This is a genomic window from Tenacibaculum sp. 190524A05c (assembly GCF_964036595.1).
GTDB classification, from domain to species: Bacteria; Bacteroidota; Bacteroidia; order Flavobacteriales; family Flavobacteriaceae; genus Polaribacter; species Polaribacter platacis.
Genome location: NZ_OZ038523.1, coordinates 3,137,181 through 3,156,228, shown reverse-complemented (window position 1 = coordinate 3,156,228; position 19,048 = coordinate 3,137,181). Strand labels below are relative to the sequence as shown.

Here is a 19,048-nt window from a genome sequence, read left to right as displayed (position 1 = left end):
TTTAATTGTTTTCGTTTGAATATGCTTTTTCAAACTCTGGACGAATCATTTTCCAAATAATTGGATCGTAATTCTTATTGTTTTTCATTGAGAACATTACGGCTGGATATGTACAGGTTTTAAAATATTCAGCTGTTTCTCTATCTGTTTCTAATAGTTTATATTCTTTTTTGGCGATACTTTCAATTGATGTAAACTTAGACTTCAATTCGAATTCGGTTTTACGTACCCATTTAAAAAACTCATCTGGAACATCTTCAATCCATTTCAATAAACTTCCTTCTTCTTTTAAAGTTTCCCAAATAGTAATCGACGAAATTTGGGTAATAATTTTATGCAATTCTACATATTGTTCGAATTTTACTTTTACTCGAAATCCATTTTCGAACTTAATTACAAAACCTTCTTTATTATCCCAATTCAATCCTTTTAATTCAGCAATACTTTTTGAAGGAAATACTTTTGGAAGTGGAAATCCAATATCTCGTAAATTTTCCTCAATTCCTGTTTGAGTATCGATAATTGCTAAAAGAACCAATTGTTCTGTTTCTCCGTAATCAACAAGAATTCTATTTTCAGGATAAATAATTTCAAAAACATACGTTTTACTTTTATCTAATTTATCAATAGAACCTTTATATTTTGACTTTAAAAGTTCATTCGCTTTAATTGCCTGTTTGCTATTAAATGATCCTCGAGTAGCAATGAATGGCTCATTACGTAACCAGTATAAAATTCCTAAAGAACCATCCATTTTTTCAAAAATTTCAAAAGGAAGATTCGGTAATTTATCATATCCAACTTCTTCTACATTGAAAAACTTTGCAATTGGATTCGCTATAATAGTATACTCTGAATCTAAAATCAAACCTCGACATTGTAATGTTTCAGTAGTCCAATAAGCTTCATATTGAGCAGACTGCGTATAATTATAAATCCATAGGTTTTCCTTCGGATGTTTATTCTTATGAATATATCCTTTTGCAATTGCTTTCTCTAATTTTTCAATGTTTAAAATTTTTGTTCCCATCTCATTTCCTTTTAATCTTTTCTTTTCACGTTTTAATTTTTAGTTGTTTTCTCATAGCATTTTCCCACTTACGGCGTTTTCTTTTCTTAATCACACTGCAAATATTTTATATTATTGCGCAATGTTTTTGCGTAATAAAAATTAATTAGAAAAATTTTATTTGAGAGTAGAAAGGTCTATAAACAAAAAAAGTGCTGACTAGCACTACTTAAATGGTAAGATTTCAGTTACTATACCATAAACATTTTTCGTCCATCCGTTAAGATGTCCACGATTATTACCTATTAGTAATCCTCGTTTGTCGTTTTTACCTTTTACTAAATGTGTAAAACAATTTCCCCGTACTTTACAAAAAACGATATCGCCTTCTTTACAATCTTGCCAATCCACTGGTTTTAAAACCACAGGTTGTCTAGATTTCAAAATTGGTAACATTGAGTTTCCTGGTTCTTTAGAGATAATTGTTTCTCCATTCAATAGCTTTTGAATTTTCCAATTCATAATTATTTGTATTTAAATTAAACATTAATTCAAAGACTATTGTTGAACAAAAAGTAAAAGAACGAATAACTTTATTCCTTTTAAAGTCGGTATAAAATTAGTTTTTATTTTTGTAAAGCAAACTATTTAATTGAAAAAGTTGACTTTACAAGAACGTTTTATCCACTTATTAAGTCGTTTTACAAATGATACTACGTTGATTTCTTCTTTATGGAAATCAATAGAATCAAAGTATACTGAAAAACACAGAACCTACCATAATCTAAAACATTTAGAAGAACTATTCTCTTATTTTGATGATTATAAAACTCATCTTGAACAACCTGATGCAGTAGCTTTTTCTATTTTTTATCATGATATTATTTATAACATCTGGAAAAAAGATAACGAAGAGAAAAGTGCTGATTTTGCCTTAGAAGTCTTAAGTACTTTATTACCAAAATTAAGTTTAGAGATTATTAAAGAACAGATTATCGCAACAAAAACCCATGAAAGTGAATATTTAGACACTCAATATTTAATTGATTTTGACTTAGCGATTTTAGGTCAGTCTTCTGAAGTGTATCAACAATACTCTAAGTTTATTCGAACCGAATACAAACTTGTTCCTAGTCTCTTATATAAACAAGGTAGAAAAAAAGTATTGCAACATTTTATTGACAAACCTCTTATTTATAAGACCGATACCTTTATTGCAAAATTTGAAGAACAGGCAAAAACAAATCTTCAAAACGAATTAAACCAGATTTAAAAATGGCTTCTAATAAAAACGCACTTATTCGCTACAAAACCATTGATCAATGTTTACGAAATACGATGCGTAAATGGACTTTGGATGATTTGATTGATGCATGTTCTGATGCTTTATATGAATATGAGGGAAAAGATGTTTATGTAAGTAAACGAACCGTTCAGTTAGATATTCAAATGATGCGAAGTGATAAATTGGGTTATAATGCTCCTATTGAAGTTTATCAACGTAAGTATTACAAATATGCTGAAGAAGGATATTCAATAATGAATATTCCTGTTACGGAAAATGATGTTAAAGTAATGAATGATGCTATTCAGGTACTTCGTCAGTTTAAAGATTTTTCCTTGTTTAAAGAGATGGATGGTGTTTTACAACGACTGGAAGATTCGGTATACTCTTCTCAAAAAAACAATAGAGCAATTATTCATTTGGATAAGAATGAACAGTTAAAAGGATTACATTTCATTGATCATTTGTATAATGCAATTCAGAAAAAAATAGTTCTTGAAATTACTTATAAATCTTTCAAAGCTAGAAAAGAAAGTCAACTCATTGTTCATCCACAACTTTTAAAAGAATTCAATAACCGTTGGTTTTTAATCGTGTATCATAAATCCGATTATATGAATTTGGCTTTGGATAGAATTGTAGCTATTAAAGAAGTATCGGATCTTGATTATATTGATAAAAATATAGATGGTGACGAATATTTTAAAAATGTAATTGGTGTTACCGTTTCAAATTCAAGACCTCAACGGATAGAGTTTTGGATTGAAAGAAGATTGGCTCCTTATGTAATTACAAAGCCTTTTCATCATACTCAACGTGTAATTAAAGAAACAGAGGATGGTGTAATTTTTAATATTCTAGTACAACCTAACTTTGAATTAGAGCGAGTGATTCTAGGTTATGGAGAGTCTATCGAAATTCTAAAACCAGAAAAGTTAAGAACTCAAATTCAAAGACAATTGCATAGAGCCAGAAATAGATACATTTCACCAAATGAGGAAAGCCCAACAGAATAATCTGTTGAGCTTTTGGCTATAATTATAACCTATTAAAAAAGCGTATTCTGTACTAATTCAATTACAGTTCCATCTGGATCTTCAAAAGCAACATAGCGTATAAAAGAAAACGGACCTGTTGGTTTTATGGCTTCAGGACTGTATGTTTGAATTCCTTTAGCATGTAATGCAGCAATATCACTATCCAAATCGTCACTATTAATCGCAATACGAGCAATTCCTAAATGATTTAGTTTTTCATAAGGCATTAATTCACTGTCAGATTCGGTAAGTGTAATTTTTCTACCATCTCGTAACCCAATATCAGCTACTCCATTTTCCATACTCAAAATTTCAAATCCGATCTCACTGTAAAATTCAATCGCAGTTCCTAAATCACTAACATTAATATTCGTCGAATACAATCCGTTTACTGAACCTTTACCGAAAATATTAGGAACGTTACCATCATAAACTTGATGAATATAAATTATATTTCCATCTGGATCTTGAACACGAATTTTCTTAGGATTTAAAGAGTTTCCAGCAAGCAATTCATAAGTGTATCCATTTCTTTTTAGCAGTTTCATATCACACCATACACAACTACTTTTAAGACTTAATGTCGAAATTCCTAATGCAGTCTCATCAGTATGTGGTGGAGCATCATCATAAGGATCATTGAATTTTATCAAGTCAATTACGAATCGATCAAACAATACCAATGGCGTAGTTTTTAAGGAATAAGGAGGCAAGTTTAATCCTTGTGCTTCTTCAGGATCAGTCACATTAATATTCAAATCAATTGTAGCAACAAAACCAAGTAATTCATAAAATTTTCGAGATTTACTAAAGTCTCGCACATTAATATTATAATGTAAAATAGAAGCCAAATTCATATCTGATGAATTTGAATTCTTTTGAGAAGTAACCGTATTCTTGCTAGAGGTAACTTCTAATTCGTCATTTAATATTAATTCGTCGTTCTTAGCACAACTTACCAAAAAAACAAATGAAACAAGTCCAATTCTAATGAATTGATTAATGAAAGGGTAATTCATAATAAATGTTAATTTTTAGATTTAATTTCAGCAATATTATTAATTAATTGAATATTTTTTAATGAAAAAAGACTCAAACCCAAAAAGAATACATATTCGTTAAAATAAAGCAACTCACATAAGTACAAGTTTTTACCCTAATAAAAGAGATAAACATACTCGAAGCTGAGCATCTTTCAAATCATGGCTTAAGTACTCACGCAGAAAAACAATATTTATAAAATAAGCACCCTCTAATTACATATTTCTTAATCGATTAAGAGTCAGTTTGTCAATTTGGTATTTATCTCTAAATACTTACTCAATATTCTTAAAATTAAGTATAAATACTTAGATTTGTGAAGACAGCAAATAATTATGGAATTCAAAACTACATGTTCTTACTGCGGAGTAGGTTGCGGTATCATTGTTAAAAAAGACGCAAACAACAAAATATCAGTTAAAGGAGATAAAGATCACCCTGTAAATAAAGGTATGCTTTGTTCTAAAGGAATGAATTTGCACTATGTTGTTAATGATACTTCTGATAGAATTTTGTATCCAGAAATGCGTTGGAGTCGTTCTCACCCTCGAGCACGTGTAAGTTGGGATGATGCCTTAGATAGAGCTGCGAGTGTTTTTAAATCGATTATCAAAAATCACGGACCAGATAGTGTTGGGTTTTATGTTTCTGGACAAAGTTTAACTGAGGAATATTACATTGCCAACAAGTTAACTAAAGGATTTCTTGGAACTAACAATATTGATACCAATTCTCGCCTTTGTATGAGTTCTGCTGTTGTTGGTTACAAAAAGACTTTTGGAGAAGATAGTGTTCCTATTTCTTATGAAGATATTGAACTAGCGGATTGTTTTCTAATCACAGGAGCAAACCCTGCTTGGTGTCATCCTATTTTATTCAGAAGAATTGAAAAACGAAAAGAAGAAAATCCGAATGTAAAAATTATTGTAGTTGACCCTCGAAAAACCGACTCTGCAAATTTTGCTGATTTACATTTACAAATACTTCCTGGAACCGATGTTGTTCTTTATAATGCAATTGCTCAATATTTAATCAAGAGAGGATTAATTGACAAAGACTTTATTTCAAAACATACAGATGGTTATGAAAAATATAAAGACTTAATCTTTTCAACCTCTATAAAACAAGCCGCTAAAATTTGTGGCATTTCAGAAAAGGAAATCAAAAAAGCTGCAAGTGTTATAGGAATGTCCAAAGGATTCATAAGTATGTGGGCAATGGGATTAAATCAAAGTGTTGTTGGTACAGATAAAAATGTTTCTTTACTAAATCTTTCTTTAATCACAGGGCAAGTAGGCAAACCAGGTTCTGGACCATTCTCATTAACTGGTCAACCGAATGCAATGGGCGGAAGAGAAGTTGGTGGAATGGCGAATTTACTTGCCGTACACAAAAATCTTTTAAATGAAGAACATCGTAGAGAGGTTGCTCAATTTTGGGGAGTTGAAAAAATCTCTCCAAAACCTGGACTCACAGCAACAGAAATGTTCGATGCTCTTGAAAATGGAACATTGAAAGCTGTTTGGATTGTTTGCACAAATCCTTTAGTAAGCTTACCAAATTCCCATAGAATTGAAAAAGCCATGAACAATGCAAAATTTGTTGTGGTTCAAGACATTTCTCACAAATCGGACACCGTTAAATTTGCTGATTTAGTATTACCTGCCGCAGGTTGGTTAGAAAAAGAAGGTACAATGACAAACTCAGAAAGAAGAGTTTCTTATTTGCCTAAAGTTATTGATGCTCCTGGAGAAGCTAAACCAGACGCAGAAATTCTTTGTGATTTTGCTCAACGTATGGGATTCAGAAGTTTTAATTATGCTGAAACCAGTGAAATTTATGATGAATATGCATCAATGACAAAAGGAACAAACATTGATGTTTCTTTCCTGAATTATGATAGATTAAAGAACGAAGGAACTTTCCAATGGCCAGTTCCTGAATACAGACATCCTGGAACACCAAGATTATTCGAAAACAAAAAATTCTATACACCAAATCAAAAAGCACAATTCAACCTTCCCACAGATGATTATAAACAACTTTTAGAAGACAATTTTGATTACCCATTAATTCTTACGACTGGTCGTATTCGCGATCAATGGCATACCATGACAAGAACCGGTAAGGTTTCTAGATTAAAAACTCATTATTCTTCTCCAGTTTTAGAAATTAACTCCGTAGATGCTTATCTCAATAAAATTAAAGATGGTGATATTACTGAAGTTAGAAATGAACATGGAGTTGTACGAGTAAGAGCTAAAGTAACTGATAATGTAAAAAAAGGTGTTGTGTTTTTGCCAATGCACTGGGGAAAACAATTACAAAGTAATTTAAATCGAACCAACAATTTAACCAAAACCGTTGTTGATCCTATTTCTAAGGAACCTGATTTTAAATTCACGCATGTTGCTGTATCCAAATACAAAAAGCCAGCAGAGAAAATTATAGTCATTGGTGCAGGTGCAGCGGCTTTTAGATTTGTACAAAATTATAGAGAACATAATGAGCAAGATGAAATTCATGTATTCTCTAAAGAAGTTAATTTATTCTATAATCGTGTTTTACTTCCCGAATATGTTACCGAAGAACTAAGCTGGGAAGAACTACTTAAAATTAAACGATTAGAATTAGAAGAATTAAACTTACATCTATATCCAGAAACAACTATTTCTAAAATAAACACGAACAACAAAACTATTGTTGATAGTAACAACCAAATTCATTCTTTCGATAAATTAATTATTGCCACAGGAAGTAGAGCATTTGTTCCAAAAGACGCACAATTAAATTTACCTGGAAGATTTACCATGCGAAACAAAACGGATGCTGATCGATTCAAATCGTATTTAGACGCAACTAATCTGCCACCAGAACAACAACATGTAGTTATTGTGGGTGGTGGGTTATTAGGATTGGAATTAGCAGCTGCCATGAAGCATAAGAATGTTAAGATTACAATTATTCAAAGAGCTTCTCGCTTAATGGAACGCCAATTAGATCAAACTTCAAGTAAATTATTGGCTTTAGATGTTCAAGAAAGAGGTATTCAAATTTATTTTGATAATGAAGTGAATACGGTTTTTGATGATCCTGATACTGGGGAATTGAACATTAATTTAAAAAGTGGAAAATCAATTTCTGCTCATGCCGTAGTTTATGCCATAGGAACAAAACCTAATATTGAAATTGCAAAAGAAAACGGTATTGCTTGCAGAAGAGGAGTAATTGTAAATCAGTATTTACAAACTTCAAATCCAGATATTTTCGCCATTGGAGAAATCGCTGAATTTAACAATCAGTTATTCGGAATCACCTCTGCCGCAGAAGAACAAGCTACTATTTTGGCTAATTATTTAGCTGGAGATATTAGTAGCATCTATAACGGATCCGTTTTAATGAACATTTTAAAGTTTAATGATTTAAGCCTTTGCTCTATTGGTGATATAAATATTTCTGAGGAAGATGGATATGAGGAAATTGTATTTACCGACATGACCAAAAGATATTACAAGAAATGTATTGTTAAAGATGACTTACTTGTTGGCGCTGTTTTAATGGGAGACAAAAGCGAATTTGCTGAATTTAAAATGATGATTGAGAGCAAAATTGAAATGGCCGAAAAAAGAGACACATTACTTAGAGGAAGCGGAAATAATGAGCCAACTTTAGGGAAATTGGTTTGTTCTTGTAGTCAAGTAGGTGAAGGAAATATTGAAGAAGCCATTACAAAAGGATGCACCAATTTTACAGAATTATGTAAAACTACAGGTGCAGGATTAGGATGCGGAAGTTGTAAAACTGAAGTACGAGAAATACTTCAAAATTCAGTGACTACAGTATGAAAAAACTAAATAGAATTCTAATTAACGGAGGAGTTTTATCTCCAGGGGAATTAAAACATATTTGCGAAACTGCGGAGTCTTTAGGAATGAATAGTATTTCTTTTGGTTCCAGACAAGACATCATATTTCCAAAAGACATTGAAAAGAAGGATTTGGAAGAACTGAAAACCCTTCAATTTGTTTTTCCTGATGAAGATGTAATTCACAACATTGCTTCTTCCTACGTTTCTTCTGATATTTTCACGAATACCTCTTGGCTAACTAGTGCTAGATATTTGTATGTAATTGAACAATTTAAATACAAACCGACTTTACGAATTAACATCACTGATCCTAAGCAAAGATTAGTTCCTTTATTTACTGGAAACATCAACTTTATCGCTTCGGAAAATGAAGATTATTGGTATTTATATTTACGATTACCGAATTGGAGAAAAACAAAAATTTATCCAGCCTTAATTTACAGCTGGGATTTACATAAAGTTGCTCAAGCCATAGAAGATGTTTTAATTGAAGAGCCAGAGAATGTAGATACTGTTTTTGAACTGGTAAATGACGCTGTCGAAACAAATAATAGAACTGTAGACAAACCTTTAGAAGTTCCGTTTCATCCATTTCCTTACTATGAAGGGATGAATAGAATAGAAGATAAATATTGGCTTGGATTATATTGGAGAAATAATTTATACGACACAACTTTTCTAAAAGAAATGTGTGATTTATGTTTTGAAAACAAAATTGGAAAAATTTCTATCACACCTTGGAAATCGTTTATTGTGAAAGGAATTCCAGTTGAATCTAAATTAGTTTGGGAAAAGTTATTGGGTAGATTTGGTATTAATGTAAGACACTCTATGTTGGAATTAAACTGGCACTTACCTGTAAACAATATTGAAGCTTTAAATCTTAAAAAATATTTAGTAACCAACTTCGATCAGAATGATATCAGTACCTATGGTTTAACTTTTGGAATAACAGATTTTGATCATAATTCTTACAATTTTACATCCATAGTCATTGAAAAGAACAAACAACCTGAACAGATTGGAGATTTCGTTATAAGAGACACTTACAATTTACTTTATGCTAAAAATTTCGATCCTAACACTCGCGAATATATTGTTCATGTTCAGGATGTAGATAAAGTTGAACTTCCTGGATTACTTATGGAATTGAGTAAGCTTTATTTTGAACAATTAGGAAGCGAACAAGAAGTAAATTCTCCAAAAACTAGCAAAAAAGAAACTACGGAAGAAGAGATTCACCAATGCTCGGAATGCATGACAATTTATCATAAAGATTATGGAGACGTAACACAAAACATTGCTCCAGGAACTTCATTTGAAGAATTACCATCATCCTATGAATGCTCCGTTTGTGGCGCTCCAAAAAGTAGTTATGAAAAGAAGGTTTTAGTAAAGTAACGATTTAAAGAACTGAGTTCCATTTAACTTTTAAAACAGAATCGTTAATCGAAGTAAACATTCCTTTTAACGTTACACAACGAGTTAATTATAAGTTATAATGTATATTAGGGTATTATTAACACAATAGTCCCACGAGAGAAAAATCAATTTAAACGTTAGTTAAGTTGATTTTTTTTTGCTTCATGGTGAAGTGACAGTAAGCTTTAACCTCCAATGGTTATCATACTTCTATTTTGTTGATGTAGATCTGGATTTTCCAGTTTCTCAATAGAATCCATTCCACCTCTCATTTTATGCTTCTGTCGTATTACTTTTTGAATGATAGGTGTTATAGATTTCCCTTCTCGGAATTGAGTTAATAAATCTGTTTCTGTACTTGAGAACAAACAGTTTTTTAATTTTCCATCTGCAGTTAAACGAATTCGATTACACGAATCACAAAAAGGATTGGTAACCGAACTTATAACACCAAAACTTCCTTGAAATCCTTTTATTTGGTAGTTCTTTGCAGTATCATTTTTTGCGTCTTCAATTCGTTCTATTGCATTTTTTTCAAATCCTTGTTCCACGAATCCCATTACTTCTTGGTAAGAAATCATCTTGTCTTTCTCCCATTTATTTCCATCGAATGGCATAAATTCTATAAAACGAATAGAAATTGGTAAATCTTTCGTCAGCTTGATAAAATCAACAATTTCATTCTCATTGAATCCTTTTATAAGCACAACATTAACTTTGACTTTAAATCCTTCTTCTACCAAAAGAATAAGGTTATCGTACACTTTTTTAAACTGATCTCTTTTCGCAATATGAAGAAACTTATCTGTTGCCAACGTATCTAAACTGATATTAATATCGTTTATTCCGTATTGCTTTAAATCGTCAATATAACGATCAATTAAAACAGCATTACTCGTAAGCGCAATCTTTACATTTAGTTTCGAAAGATTCTGAACAATCTCAGGAAAGTCCTTTCTTAACAAAGGCTCTCCTCCTGTAAGTCGAATTTTATTCACACCAGAATCAGCAAATATTTTAGCAATTTCAAAGACCTCTGTTGAAGTCATTAAATTACTCTTTGGTGTTAAAGGAACACCATTTATAGGCATACAATATGTACAACGTAAATTACATTTTTCGGTTAAAGAAATACGCAAATACGTATGGTTTCTACCAAAATCATCTTCAAGTATGTTTTTATGTTCTATCATGAATCGTGATTACCTCCTTTTAAAATTTTAAAAACATGTAATAAATATGGAAAAACCGCATCCATTGATTCCTTAGCACCATTTGTAGAACCTGGTAAAGCCAACACTAAAGCATCTCCAATAGTTCCAGCTACACTTCTTGAAAGCATTGCATACGGCATTCGTTCTTGTCCGTAATCTCGAATTGCTTCTTCTACACCAGGAATTCTTCGTTCTAAAATTGGAATTAAAGCTTCTGGTGTTACATCTCGGTATGACAATCCCGTTCCTCCAGTAAAAATTACCAAATTATTCTCTGAAGCATATTTAACTGCTTTCTCTCTTATTACTTCTATTTCATCTGGTATGATATCATAATTAGCAATACTCACATCACTTTCTTCAAGCTTTTTAATAATAGCCTTTCCTGCTTTATCTTCTTTTTTACCTTCAGAAATTGAATCAGAACAAACAATGACACTTGCCGTTAATTGAGATCTATGTTTTTTCCTATAACTACTCTTTCCTCCACTCTTTTCTAGTAGTTTTATTGTTCCTATTTCAACTTGCTTATCAATAGGTTTTAACATATCATACATTGTTAACGCTATCACACTCGCACCATGCATAGCTTCTACCTCTACACCTGTTTTATAAATTGTTTTAACCGTCATTTCTATTTTAACAGACAAACCATCAATAGTATAACTTACACCAGTGAATTCCACTGGTAATGGATGGCAATCTGGAATAACGTTAAACGTATTTTTTACCGCTAAAAGTCCTGCTGCTTTTGCGATCTCGAATACATTTCCTTTAGGTACTGTATTGTTCTCAAGCGCATCGATAGTTTCTTGTTTACTAACCTTAACAATTGCTTGTGCAGAAGCAACTCTGAGTGTGCTTATTTTATGTGTAATATCTACCATTTTGCTATGAGTTTACTTTCCATTGATGAGTTTGATCTTCAAATATTTCTTGTCCAAAAATTGGAACGTCTGCTTTTATTGCTTCTACTACAAATTCTAAAGCTTCAAAAACCACTCTTCTCCTTGGGCTCGACACAAAAACAAACAAGCAAATTTCACTAGTTTTCACCAATCCTTTACTATGATAAATATGCATACATGTAAGATTAAACTTAGCAAAAGTAGCTTCTCTAATCTCATGAAATTTAGCATTCGCCATCTCTTCGTAAGCAGAATAATCTATCCCTGTTACTGTTTTCCCATCAATCTCATCAGCTCTTACCTGTCCAAGAAAAATATTATGAGCTCCAATACTAGTTTTGCTCTGATGCTTTTGAATTGAATCTGCGATAAACTGAGAAGAAATTGCTCCTTCTACAAATACGTTTTTATGTTTTATATTCTTCATTTTATTTTTCTTTAACCTTATTTTAAGTCATAAAGACGATTTCGATGTCATTCCGAATTTATTTCAGGTTGACGTTACTATCTATATTCACGAGTCTTTGATTTTAACATCTCTAATGAATTTTTACTTCTTTACATGTTAATCTTAACCTCCGGCAAATGGTGGCAACAAGGCTAATTCTTCACCAGTTATTTTTTCCTCAGTTGAAATCAATTGTTGTGCTTGGGCTATTTTAAAATTTACTGATCTCAAACCTGGATATTTCTCATAAACTTCCTCAACAAATTCAGAAATCAAACCTTCCGAATACAAAAAAGTTTCTTCCTTTTTTTGTGTTATCTCAGCTATTTGCCCAAAATATTTAACAGTAACTTCCATTTTCTATCTCTTTTAACTGATGCTTTGTATTTACGTTTGTTGTATACATCGAAACTTCATCTTGAAGTTCAATAATTTTAATCGAACATTCTGACAGCACATTCATCAACTTATGTTCTTTCTGTTCAATTGCTCTTTTAAACTTTTTACGACAATCTTTATTATATAATGCTATGAGCGGCATTAATCTTCCTTGACTTTTCAAAAGAACAACTTCTTCTTCTAGTTTAGCATTCTGCACTAAACTTTCCAAAATCTCTGTTCTTATAAGCGGAATATCACAACTTAAAATTAAATTGTACGTTGTAAGAGAACTTTCTAATCCACTATAAATTCCAGCTACAGGACCAAACTCTTCAACCGTATCTTCTATTCTTGAATAACCAAATTGATCATACTCATTATTATTCGAAACAATAATAATTTTTGAAACTATTGGTTTTAGCGCCTCAATACTATATTCAACAAAAGACTTACCTTCATAATGCATTAATCCTTTGTCGCTTCCCATTCGAGAACTTTTACCTCCCGCTAGAATAATTCCTGTTATGTTTTTTTGAGCTATCATTTAGGTTAAAACTAATTTTAAACAAGCAATAAACAATACAAAAGCCAACACATATCTTAACATTGTATTGTTTAGCTTTCTACTTCCATAATATCCACCTAACGCTCCTCCAATTAATGCTATAAAAACCAACAAGAATGATTCTTTTCCCAATATTACTCCACTACTTAATTGACCTAATAATCCAGACGCAGAATTTACCCAAATAAATAAAGCAGATACTGCAGCAGCTTCTTTCATTCTACCCCAATTCATCAACAAAATAATTGGAGTTAATATAATTCCTCCACCTATTCCTATTAAACCCGAAAAGAAACCTATCACACCACCAATAATTACTCCTTGCCAAATTTTCAACTCCTTAATTTGATCTTTTTCTTTTCCAAAAACATTCAACATTTTAAGAATTGCAAAGACTAATAAAACGGCCAAAATCTTCTTATATAATGAGGCATTTATTTCTAGTGTTCCACCTAAAAAGGCTAAAGGAATTGAAGAAACCGCACAGGATAAAAAGAGTTTTTTATTAAAAAAACCTTCTTTAAAATAATAGTAAAACGAAATTCCTGCTACGAATAAATTCAGCAGTAATGCTGTTGGCTTCATGGTTTCAGGAGGAAATGAAAACAATGCCATCAATGCCAGATAACCACTTGCTCCGCCATGTCCAACACTTGAATACAAGAAAGCTATTACTGGAAGTACTAATAAAAAAACATATATGTAATCAACGGATAACATTAAACTCCTTCTATCTTTTTTAATTGATTGTCTAAAAACTCCCAACAACTCTTATTTATATCTTCAAAAACAACAATTAAAGATTTACCATAATCTGTTAACTGTGTACCTCCTCCATTAGCACCACCAATTGCATTTACAGTTACTGGTTTTTTAGCTGATTTATTTACTGCATCTAAAAGATGCCATGCTTTTTTGTAAGATAAGTTTAAGGATTTAGCAGCTTTAGATAAAGATCCTGTTTTCTGAATTGCTTTTAACAATTCAATTCGTCCTTCACCTAGAAAAACATTTTGGTTGGATTCTATCCAAATTCTACTTTTAATCTTATAACTCATATTACACAGGTAATAAAATTGTTTCTACCTTATCATTTATTGAAATCTCTGAAACTTCTCCTGGAACAAAAACCAAGGCATTACTCACAGCAAAAGTTTGCAACATCGAAGAATTTTGACCTTCTAATAATTCCACTTTTCCATCATTATAAATGGCTTTTAAAAACTGAGGGCGATCTCCTTTTTTAATAAATGAATTCAATGCATTTGATTCGACTCTTGGTAGTTCGAGAGTAGTTTTACCCATCATTTTTTGAAGAACTATATATGCGTATATATAGAAACAACTCAATGATGCAGCCGGATTTCCAGGAAGCGCAAAAATTTGAGTTTCATCTTTTTTACCATAAAACAAAGGCTTACCCGGTTTTTGTTTTACTTTATAAAACAACTCATTAACCTCGAGTTCTTTTAAAGCTCTACCAACAAAATCATATTCTCCAACAGAAATACCTCCTGTAATTAAAACCAAAGCATGGTTTTCTAAAACAGTTCGCAAAGTACTTAAAGTCGCCTCGTAATTGTCTTCGATTTTATACACTTTGGTCTCATAAAACTTCAAACTGTACAAAGCACTAGTTAACATTGCAGAATTACTCTCATAAATCTGCCCATGTTTTAGCTCTTCTCCAGCTTCTATCAACTCATTTCCTGTACTAACAATCGCAACGCTAGGTTTCTTAATAACTGAAACTTCATCTATTCCTAAAGAGTATAAATAACCAACTGTTGCAGGAACAATTTTAGCTCCTTTTTGTAAAGCCACTTCTCCCTTTTGAACTTGCTCTCCTTTCGGACGAATGTTTTGTGCTATCTTAAATTCTTCTTCCGTGTACAATTCATTATCCTTAACCGTAACCTTTTCTTGAATCAAAATAACATCAGCAGTATCGGGAACAGCAGCTCCAGTGAAAATCCTTACAGCTTCACCTGGCTTTAATTCAGGATTAATTGAATCACCAGCCTTTACTTCTCCAATAATTGTATAAGTAGAAAACGTTCCACTGGAAATTGCATATCCATCCATTGCAGATTGTCTGAATGGAGGCATATCAATTGGTGAGACAATATCTTCTGCTAACAGATAACCAAAAGCTTTTTCCACTTTTATTGTTTTAAACTCCTGTAAAGTTTTACTGTTATTTTTCACTATCGAAATAGCTTCATCAATAGAAATCATAGTATTACGTTATATCCTGATAAATATAACGGTTTAATAAAAACCAAACTAATTTAACTTCATGATAATATGTTAAAAATCATAGTTCTAAAATGACATATTAAAAATTCAACTATGATATATTATTGATTCCTGAAAAGTGTAGGGAAAAGTTTATTTAATAAGTATAATTACGTACTTTTTAACTTTCTAAAAAGTCATTCTTTTGCATAAAAACGTAAAAAACCATAATAGTTCTTGCTTAGATTGTAATAATATTAATTGTATTATCAACAGCAATCTGATTAAAGGAAATCATCTAAAATTGATTGAAAACAAAAAGATTTTAAAATGTAAAAAGGGACAACAATTTATTATGGAAGGTGCACTTGTAAATGGCCTTTTCATTATTATGGAAGGGAAAGCTAAAGTTTTTAGAACCGGAATAAACGGAAGAGAACAAATTGTTCGTTTCGCTAAAGAAGGGGAAATTATTGGTCATAGAGGATTTGGAACCGAAGAATATTATCCTATTGGAGCAATTGCCTTAGAGGATACGTTATTATGTTCTTTCTCAAAAGAACATCTACAAGAAGCTTTGTTGAATAACGCTAAACTGTCTTATGACATGATGCTATTTTATGCCAATGAATTGAACAGAAGTGAAAATAAAGTAAAGACTATTTCTCAGATGACAGTTCGTGAACGTGTAATTGATACCTTATTATATATCAATAGAAAATTTGGAACCACAGATGGATTCTTGAACTTAACTCTTTCTCGAAAAGAATATGCAGATTATGCAGGAACAACAGAAGAACAAGTTATTAGAACATTTTCTAGCCTAAAAAAGGAAGGGCTTATAAACACACGAGCTAGACATATAAGTATTTTTGATGTTGATGCTTTGAAAGCTGAAATAAGTCAGCATAATTTCTTTCTAGATAGTTAAAAAAACACATCATATTTTATCATTACTTCAAAAACTGCTTTTTCGCAGTTTTTTTTATGTCGTAAAAAGATGTTCTTCCCTGTTTTATAGCATGCTCATACTTATACACTACTTATATATTTGTCAAAACTAAGTACTAATACGTATAAAAGCTTTAAAATGAAAAAAATAAAATCTTTACTAGACAAATCTATTTTGATATTATGTGCTACTGTTTTTCTTATCTCATGTGGAGGAAAAGAAAAGAAAGAAGCAGAAGCAAAAGTTGAAGAGAAAAAAGAAGTCTCTAAAACAAAGACTTTAGATATTGAAAAACCTCAATTAACATTTGGTTTTATAAAATTAACAGATATGGCTCCTTTGGCTATCGCCAAGGAAAAAGGATTCTTTGAAGATGAAGGTTTATTTGTTTCTGTTGAAGCTCAATCGAACTGGAAGAATGTTTTAGATAGAGTAATTGATGGACAATTAGATGGCTCACATATGCTAGCAGGACAACCTATTGCGGCTGGAGCTGGATTTGGTAGACAAGCTGAATTAGTTACTGCATTTTCTATGGACCTTAATGGAAATGGAATTACAGTATCAAACGACGTTTGGTCTAAAATGAAACCAAATATTCCAGCAGGAGAAGATGGAAAGCCAATTCATCCGATTAAAGCAGATGCTCTAAAGCCTGTTATTGAAGATTACAAAAAATCTGGTAAAGCTTTTAAAATGGGAATGGTATTTCCTGTATCTACTCATAACTACGAGATTCGTTATTGGTTAGCTGCAGCTGGAATTCACCCGGGAATGTATACTGCAGATAATGTACAAGGGCAAATTGATGCTGAAGTATTATTATCAGTAACTCCACCGCCACAAATGCCAGCAACCTTAGAATCAGGTACAATTTACGGATACTGTGTAGGAGAACCTTGGAACCAACAAGCTGTTTTTAAAGGAATTGGAGTTCCTGTAACTACAAACTACGATATCTGGAAAAACAACCCAGAAAAGGTATTTGTAATGACTAAAAAGTTCATTGATGAAAATCCGAATACAGCGGTTGCAGTAACTAAAGCTTTAATTAGAGCAGGTAAATGGTTAGATGAACCAGGAAACAGAAAAGAAGCTGTTCAAATTTTATCTAAACCACAATATGTAGGAGCACCAGAATCGGTATTAGCAAATTCTATGACAGGAACTTTTGAATTCGAAAAAGGAAATAAAAGAGAGATGCCAGATTTCAATGTATTCTATAAATACAATGCTACGTATCCTTTCTATTCTGACGGTATTTGGTTCTTAACTCAAATGCGTCGTTGGGGACAAATTCCAGAGAAAAAATCTACTGAATGGTATTCAGAAACGATCAAGAAAATTTACAGACCAGATATCTGGAAAAAAGCAGCTACTCTTTTAGTTGAAGAAGGGCATATTCCTGCAGCTGATATTCCAGAAACTGACGGATACAAACCATCTACAAACGACTTTATAGATGGAAAAAAATACGATGCTAAAGATCCAATCGCGTATATCAATAGCTTCAAAATAGGTAATAAGGACGAATAAAATTAAAACCTACAATCATGAAACAAAGTGTAACAGTAAATAAATCTGCAGAAGCAAAATGGGCTGAAGGAATTAAGAATGCTATTTCTAAATTCAAAATCAAACTCCCAAGACTTGACCTTGTAACAATTTTTCAAAAAGCAATCATACCTCTTATTTCAATTATAAGTTTCATTGGAGTATGGTACATCGGTGCAGAGGCATTACGTCAAAGAGAAATCAATTTTAGAATAGAAAAAACATTAGCAGATCAAGGGCAATTGGCTGCGGATCAACTTAAGGCTTGTTTTGCTTCAGGTGGTACAGATTGCCAAACCAATACATTACCATCTCCAAGTCAAGTTTGGTCTTCGCTTCAAACTTTAATTCAAGATCATTATGTAATTACAAAAGATAAAGCTGACTTTGCAAGTAAAACAGCTTCTTTAAATGCTACAAGAGTAGCTCTAGGAAAGGATCCTATTGTATATACAGGTAGACCATCTTTCGTAGACATTGTTCTTACAAGTTTAAAAACTGTATTTGCTGGATTTTTATTGGCCTTATTTATCGCTGTACCTATTGGAATTGTGATAGGTTTAAGTGAGAAATTAAGAAGTGCTTTTAATTGGTTCATTCAAATTTTCAAACCAGTTTCTCCAGTAGTTTGGTACTTATTAGTTTTTATGATTGTAAAAACCTTACTCATCGGAACGAGCACAGACAATTCATTCATTATTTCTTTTATAAGCGTTGGATTATGTGCCATGTGGGCAACTTTAGTAAATACTGCGGTAGGTGTTTCTACAGTTGACAAAGACTTTATTAATGTAGCTAAAGTTTTAAAACTTGGACCATTACAAAAAGTATTCAAAGTAATACTTCCATCGTCATTACCATTAATTTTTACGGGTCTACGAATTACATTATCAGTCGCTTGGATGGTACTAATTGCAATTGAATTATTAGCACAAAGTCCAGGATTAGGCTTATTTGTATGGGAAGAATTCCAAAATGGAGCTAACGATTCTAACTCAAAAATTATAGTTGCCATGTTCGTTATTGGAATTATTGGATTCTTATTAGATCGATTCATGCTAACCATACAAAACATGGTTTCTTTCAACAAAAGTGACGGAATTTAATAGTTAAAAAAAGCAGGAGA

General features: G+C 31.8%; 18 protein-coding genes. 7 read left to right on the top strand and 11 right to left on the bottom strand.

What is annotated here, in order from left to right; translation table 11 throughout:
- Position 1 precedes the first annotated feature (1 nt).
- Together ABNT61_RS13910 and ABNT61_RS13905 are read right to left on the bottom strand one after the other, a co-directional pair.
- Complete coding sequence (locus ABNT61_RS13910) at positions 2–1,030, bottom strand: T4 RnlA family RNA ligase (protein WP_348743660.1); 1,029 nt, start codon at positions 1,028–1,030, stop codon at positions 2–4.
- A 204-nt stretch (positions 1,031–1,234) separates the two neighbouring features.
- On the bottom strand, positions 1,235–1,531 hold the full coding sequence (locus ABNT61_RS13905) for a phage repressor protein (RefSeq protein WP_100926012.1): 297 nt from the start codon (positions 1,529–1,531) through the stop codon (positions 1,235–1,237).
- A 130-nt stretch (positions 1,532–1,661) separates the two neighbouring features.
- Between ABNT61_RS13905 and ABNT61_RS13900 the strand changes: the two genes are divergently transcribed.
- Positions 1,662–2,282, top strand: coding sequence for a hypothetical protein (locus ABNT61_RS13900; protein WP_348743659.1), 621 nt, complete (start codon positions 1,662–1,664; stop codon positions 2,280–2,282).
- 2 nt (positions 2,283–2,284) lie between these two features.
- Positions 2,285–3,310, top strand: a complete 1,026-nt coding sequence (locus ABNT61_RS13895) for a WYL domain-containing protein (RefSeq protein ID WP_348743658.1) — start codon at positions 2,285–2,287, stop codon at positions 3,308–3,310.
- A gap of 32 nt (positions 3,311–3,342) precedes the next feature.
- Here ABNT61_RS13895 and ABNT61_RS13890 read toward each other — a convergent pair whose 3' ends face one another.
- Positions 3,343–4,350 (bottom strand): VOC family protein, encoded by a 1,008-nt coding sequence (locus ABNT61_RS13890; protein WP_348743657.1) that lies wholly within the window; start codon positions 4,348–4,350, stop codon positions 3,343–3,345.
- 357 nt (positions 4,351–4,707) lie between these two features.
- On the opposite strand from ABNT61_RS13890, the gene ABNT61_RS13885 reads away from it, so the two are divergent.
- A complete protein-coding gene (locus tag ABNT61_RS13885) occupies positions 4,708–8,217 on the top strand; it encodes a molybdopterin-dependent oxidoreductase (protein ID WP_348743656.1) in 3,510 nt (1,169 codons plus the stop codon).
- The gene (locus tag ABNT61_RS13880; RefSeq protein ID WP_348743655.1) at positions 8,214–9,641 is read left to right on the top strand and encodes a rubredoxin; all 1,428 of its coding nucleotides are present in this window, start codon (positions 8,214–8,216) and stop codon (positions 9,639–9,641) included. The genes ABNT61_RS13885 and ABNT61_RS13880 overlap by 4 nt, the downstream gene beginning before the upstream one ends.
- A gap of 206 nt (positions 9,642–9,847) precedes the next feature.
- Here ABNT61_RS13880 and moaA read toward each other — a convergent pair whose 3' ends face one another.
- The 8 genes from moaA to glp form a co-directional block, all read right to left on the bottom strand.
- Positions 9,848–10,855 carry a GTP 3',8-cyclase MoaA gene (moaA, locus tag ABNT61_RS13875; protein ID WP_348743654.1) on the bottom strand — a complete coding sequence of 336 codons (1,008 nt, stop codon included), beginning with the start codon at positions 10,853–10,855 and terminating at the stop codon, positions 9,848–9,850.
- A complete protein-coding gene (gene moaCB / locus ABNT61_RS13870) occupies positions 10,852–11,763 on the bottom strand; it encodes a bifunctional molybdenum cofactor biosynthesis protein MoaC/MoaB (protein ID WP_348743653.1) in 912 nt (303 codons plus the stop codon). The genes moaA and moaCB overlap by 4 nt, the downstream gene beginning before the upstream one ends.
- Positions 11,764–11,767: 4 nt before the next feature.
- Entirely contained in the window at positions 11,768–12,211 is a 444-nt protein-coding gene (locus tag ABNT61_RS13865) for a molybdenum cofactor biosynthesis protein MoaE (protein WP_348743652.1), read from the bottom strand.
- Positions 12,212–12,355: 144 nt separating this feature from the next.
- Positions 12,356–12,589 carry a MoaD/ThiS family protein gene (locus ABNT61_RS13860; protein WP_348710274.1) on the bottom strand — a complete coding sequence of 78 codons (234 nt, stop codon included), beginning with the start codon at positions 12,587–12,589 and terminating at the stop codon, positions 12,356–12,358.
- The gene (locus ABNT61_RS13855) at positions 12,573–13,157 is read right to left on the bottom strand and encodes a molybdenum cofactor guanylyltransferase (RefSeq protein WP_348743651.1); all 585 of its coding nucleotides are present in this window, start codon (positions 13,155–13,157) and stop codon (positions 12,573–12,575) included. Before ABNT61_RS13855 ends, ABNT61_RS13860 begins: the two co-directional genes overlap by 17 nt.
- A complete protein-coding gene (locus ABNT61_RS13850) occupies positions 13,158–13,943 on the bottom strand; it encodes a sulfite exporter TauE/SafE family protein (protein WP_348743650.1) in 786 nt (261 codons plus the stop codon).
- The gene (locus ABNT61_RS13845; protein WP_348740979.1) at positions 13,898–14,236 is read right to left on the bottom strand and encodes a molybdenum transporter; all 339 of its coding nucleotides are present in this window, start codon (positions 14,234–14,236) and stop codon (positions 13,898–13,900) included. The genes ABNT61_RS13850 and ABNT61_RS13845 overlap by 46 nt, the downstream gene beginning before the upstream one ends.
- A gap of 1 nt (position 14,237) precedes the next feature.
- Positions 14,238–15,416 carry a gephyrin-like molybdotransferase Glp gene (gene glp / locus ABNT61_RS13840; RefSeq protein WP_348743649.1) on the bottom strand — a complete coding sequence of 393 codons (1,179 nt, stop codon included), beginning with the start codon at positions 15,414–15,416 and terminating at the stop codon, positions 14,238–14,240.
- A gap of 205 nt (positions 15,417–15,621) precedes the next feature.
- Here glp and ABNT61_RS13835 point away from each other — a divergent pair, with 205 nt between their 5' ends.
- The 3 genes from ABNT61_RS13835 (at position 15,622) to ABNT61_RS13825 (ending at position 19,028) form a co-directional block, all read left to right on the top strand.
- Positions 15,622–16,347: a Crp/Fnr family transcriptional regulator gene (locus tag ABNT61_RS13835; protein WP_412766919.1), complete on the top strand. Its 726-nt coding sequence runs from the start codon at positions 15,622–15,624 to the stop codon at positions 16,345–16,347.
- Between the two features lie 159 nt (positions 16,348–16,506).
- Positions 16,507–17,904 carry a CmpA/NrtA family ABC transporter substrate-binding protein gene (locus ABNT61_RS13830; RefSeq protein WP_348743648.1) on the top strand — a complete coding sequence of 466 codons (1,398 nt, stop codon included), beginning with the start codon at positions 16,507–16,509 and terminating at the stop codon, positions 17,902–17,904.
- A gap of 17 nt (positions 17,905–17,921) precedes the next feature.
- The gene (locus tag ABNT61_RS13825; protein ID WP_348743647.1) at positions 17,922–19,028 is read left to right on the top strand and encodes an ABC transporter permease; all 1,107 of its coding nucleotides are present in this window, start codon (positions 17,922–17,924) and stop codon (positions 19,026–19,028) included.
- Positions 19,029–19,048 lie beyond the last annotated feature (20 nt).

What these genes read in the sequence shown, in the direction of transcription:
- ABNT61_RS13860 (WP_348710274.1), bottom strand. Translation starts at nt 12,589, where the DNA reads ATGGAAGTTACTGTTAAATATTTTGGGCAAATAGCTGAGATAACACAA.
- glp (WP_348743649.1), bottom strand. Translation starts at nt 15,416, where the DNA reads ATGATTTCTATTGATGAAGCTATTTCGATAGTGAAAAATAACAGTAAA.
- ABNT61_RS13855 (WP_348743651.1), bottom strand. Translation starts at nt 13,157, where the DNA reads ATGATAGCTCAAAAAAACATAACAGGAATTATTCTAGCGGGAGGTAAA.
- ABNT61_RS13845 (WP_348740979.1), bottom strand. Translation starts at nt 14,236, where the DNA reads ATGAGTTATAAGATTAAAAGTAGAATTTGGATAGAATCCAACCAAAAT.
- moaCB (WP_348743653.1), bottom strand. Translation starts at nt 11,763, where the DNA reads ATGGTAGATATTACACATAAAATAAGCACACTCAGAGTTGCTTCTGCA.
- ABNT61_RS13865 (WP_348743652.1), bottom strand. Translation starts at nt 12,211, where the DNA reads ATGAAGAATATAAAACATAAAAACGTATTTGTAGAAGGAGCAATTTCT.
- ABNT61_RS13830 (WP_348743648.1), top strand. Translation starts at nt 16,507, where the DNA reads ATGAAAAAAATAAAATCTTTACTAGACAAATCTATTTTGATATTATGT.
- ABNT61_RS13825 (WP_348743647.1), top strand. Translation starts at nt 17,922, where the DNA reads ATGAAACAAAGTGTAACAGTAAATAAATCTGCAGAAGCAAAATGGGCT.
- moaA (WP_348743654.1), bottom strand. Translation starts at nt 10,855, where the DNA reads ATGATAGAACATAAAAACATACTTGAAGATGATTTTGGTAGAAACCAT.
- ABNT61_RS13890 (WP_348743657.1), bottom strand. Translation starts at nt 4,350, where the DNA reads ATGAATTACCCTTTCATTAATCAATTCATTAGAATTGGACTTGTTTCA.
- ABNT61_RS13905 (WP_100926012.1), bottom strand. Translation starts at nt 1,531, where the DNA reads ATGAATTGGAAAATTCAAAAGCTATTGAATGGAGAAACAATTATCTCT.
- ABNT61_RS13895 (WP_348743658.1), top strand. Translation starts at nt 2,285, where the DNA reads ATGGCTTCTAATAAAAACGCACTTATTCGCTACAAAACCATTGATCAA.
- ABNT61_RS13885 (WP_348743656.1), top strand. Translation starts at nt 4,708, where the DNA reads ATGGAATTCAAAACTACATGTTCTTACTGCGGAGTAGGTTGCGGTATC.
- ABNT61_RS13880 (WP_348743655.1), top strand. Translation starts at nt 8,214, where the DNA reads ATGAAAAAACTAAATAGAATTCTAATTAACGGAGGAGTTTTATCTCCA.
- ABNT61_RS13910 (WP_348743660.1), bottom strand. Translation starts at nt 1,030, where the DNA reads ATGGGAACAAAAATTTTAAACATTGAAAAATTAGAGAAAGCAATTGCA.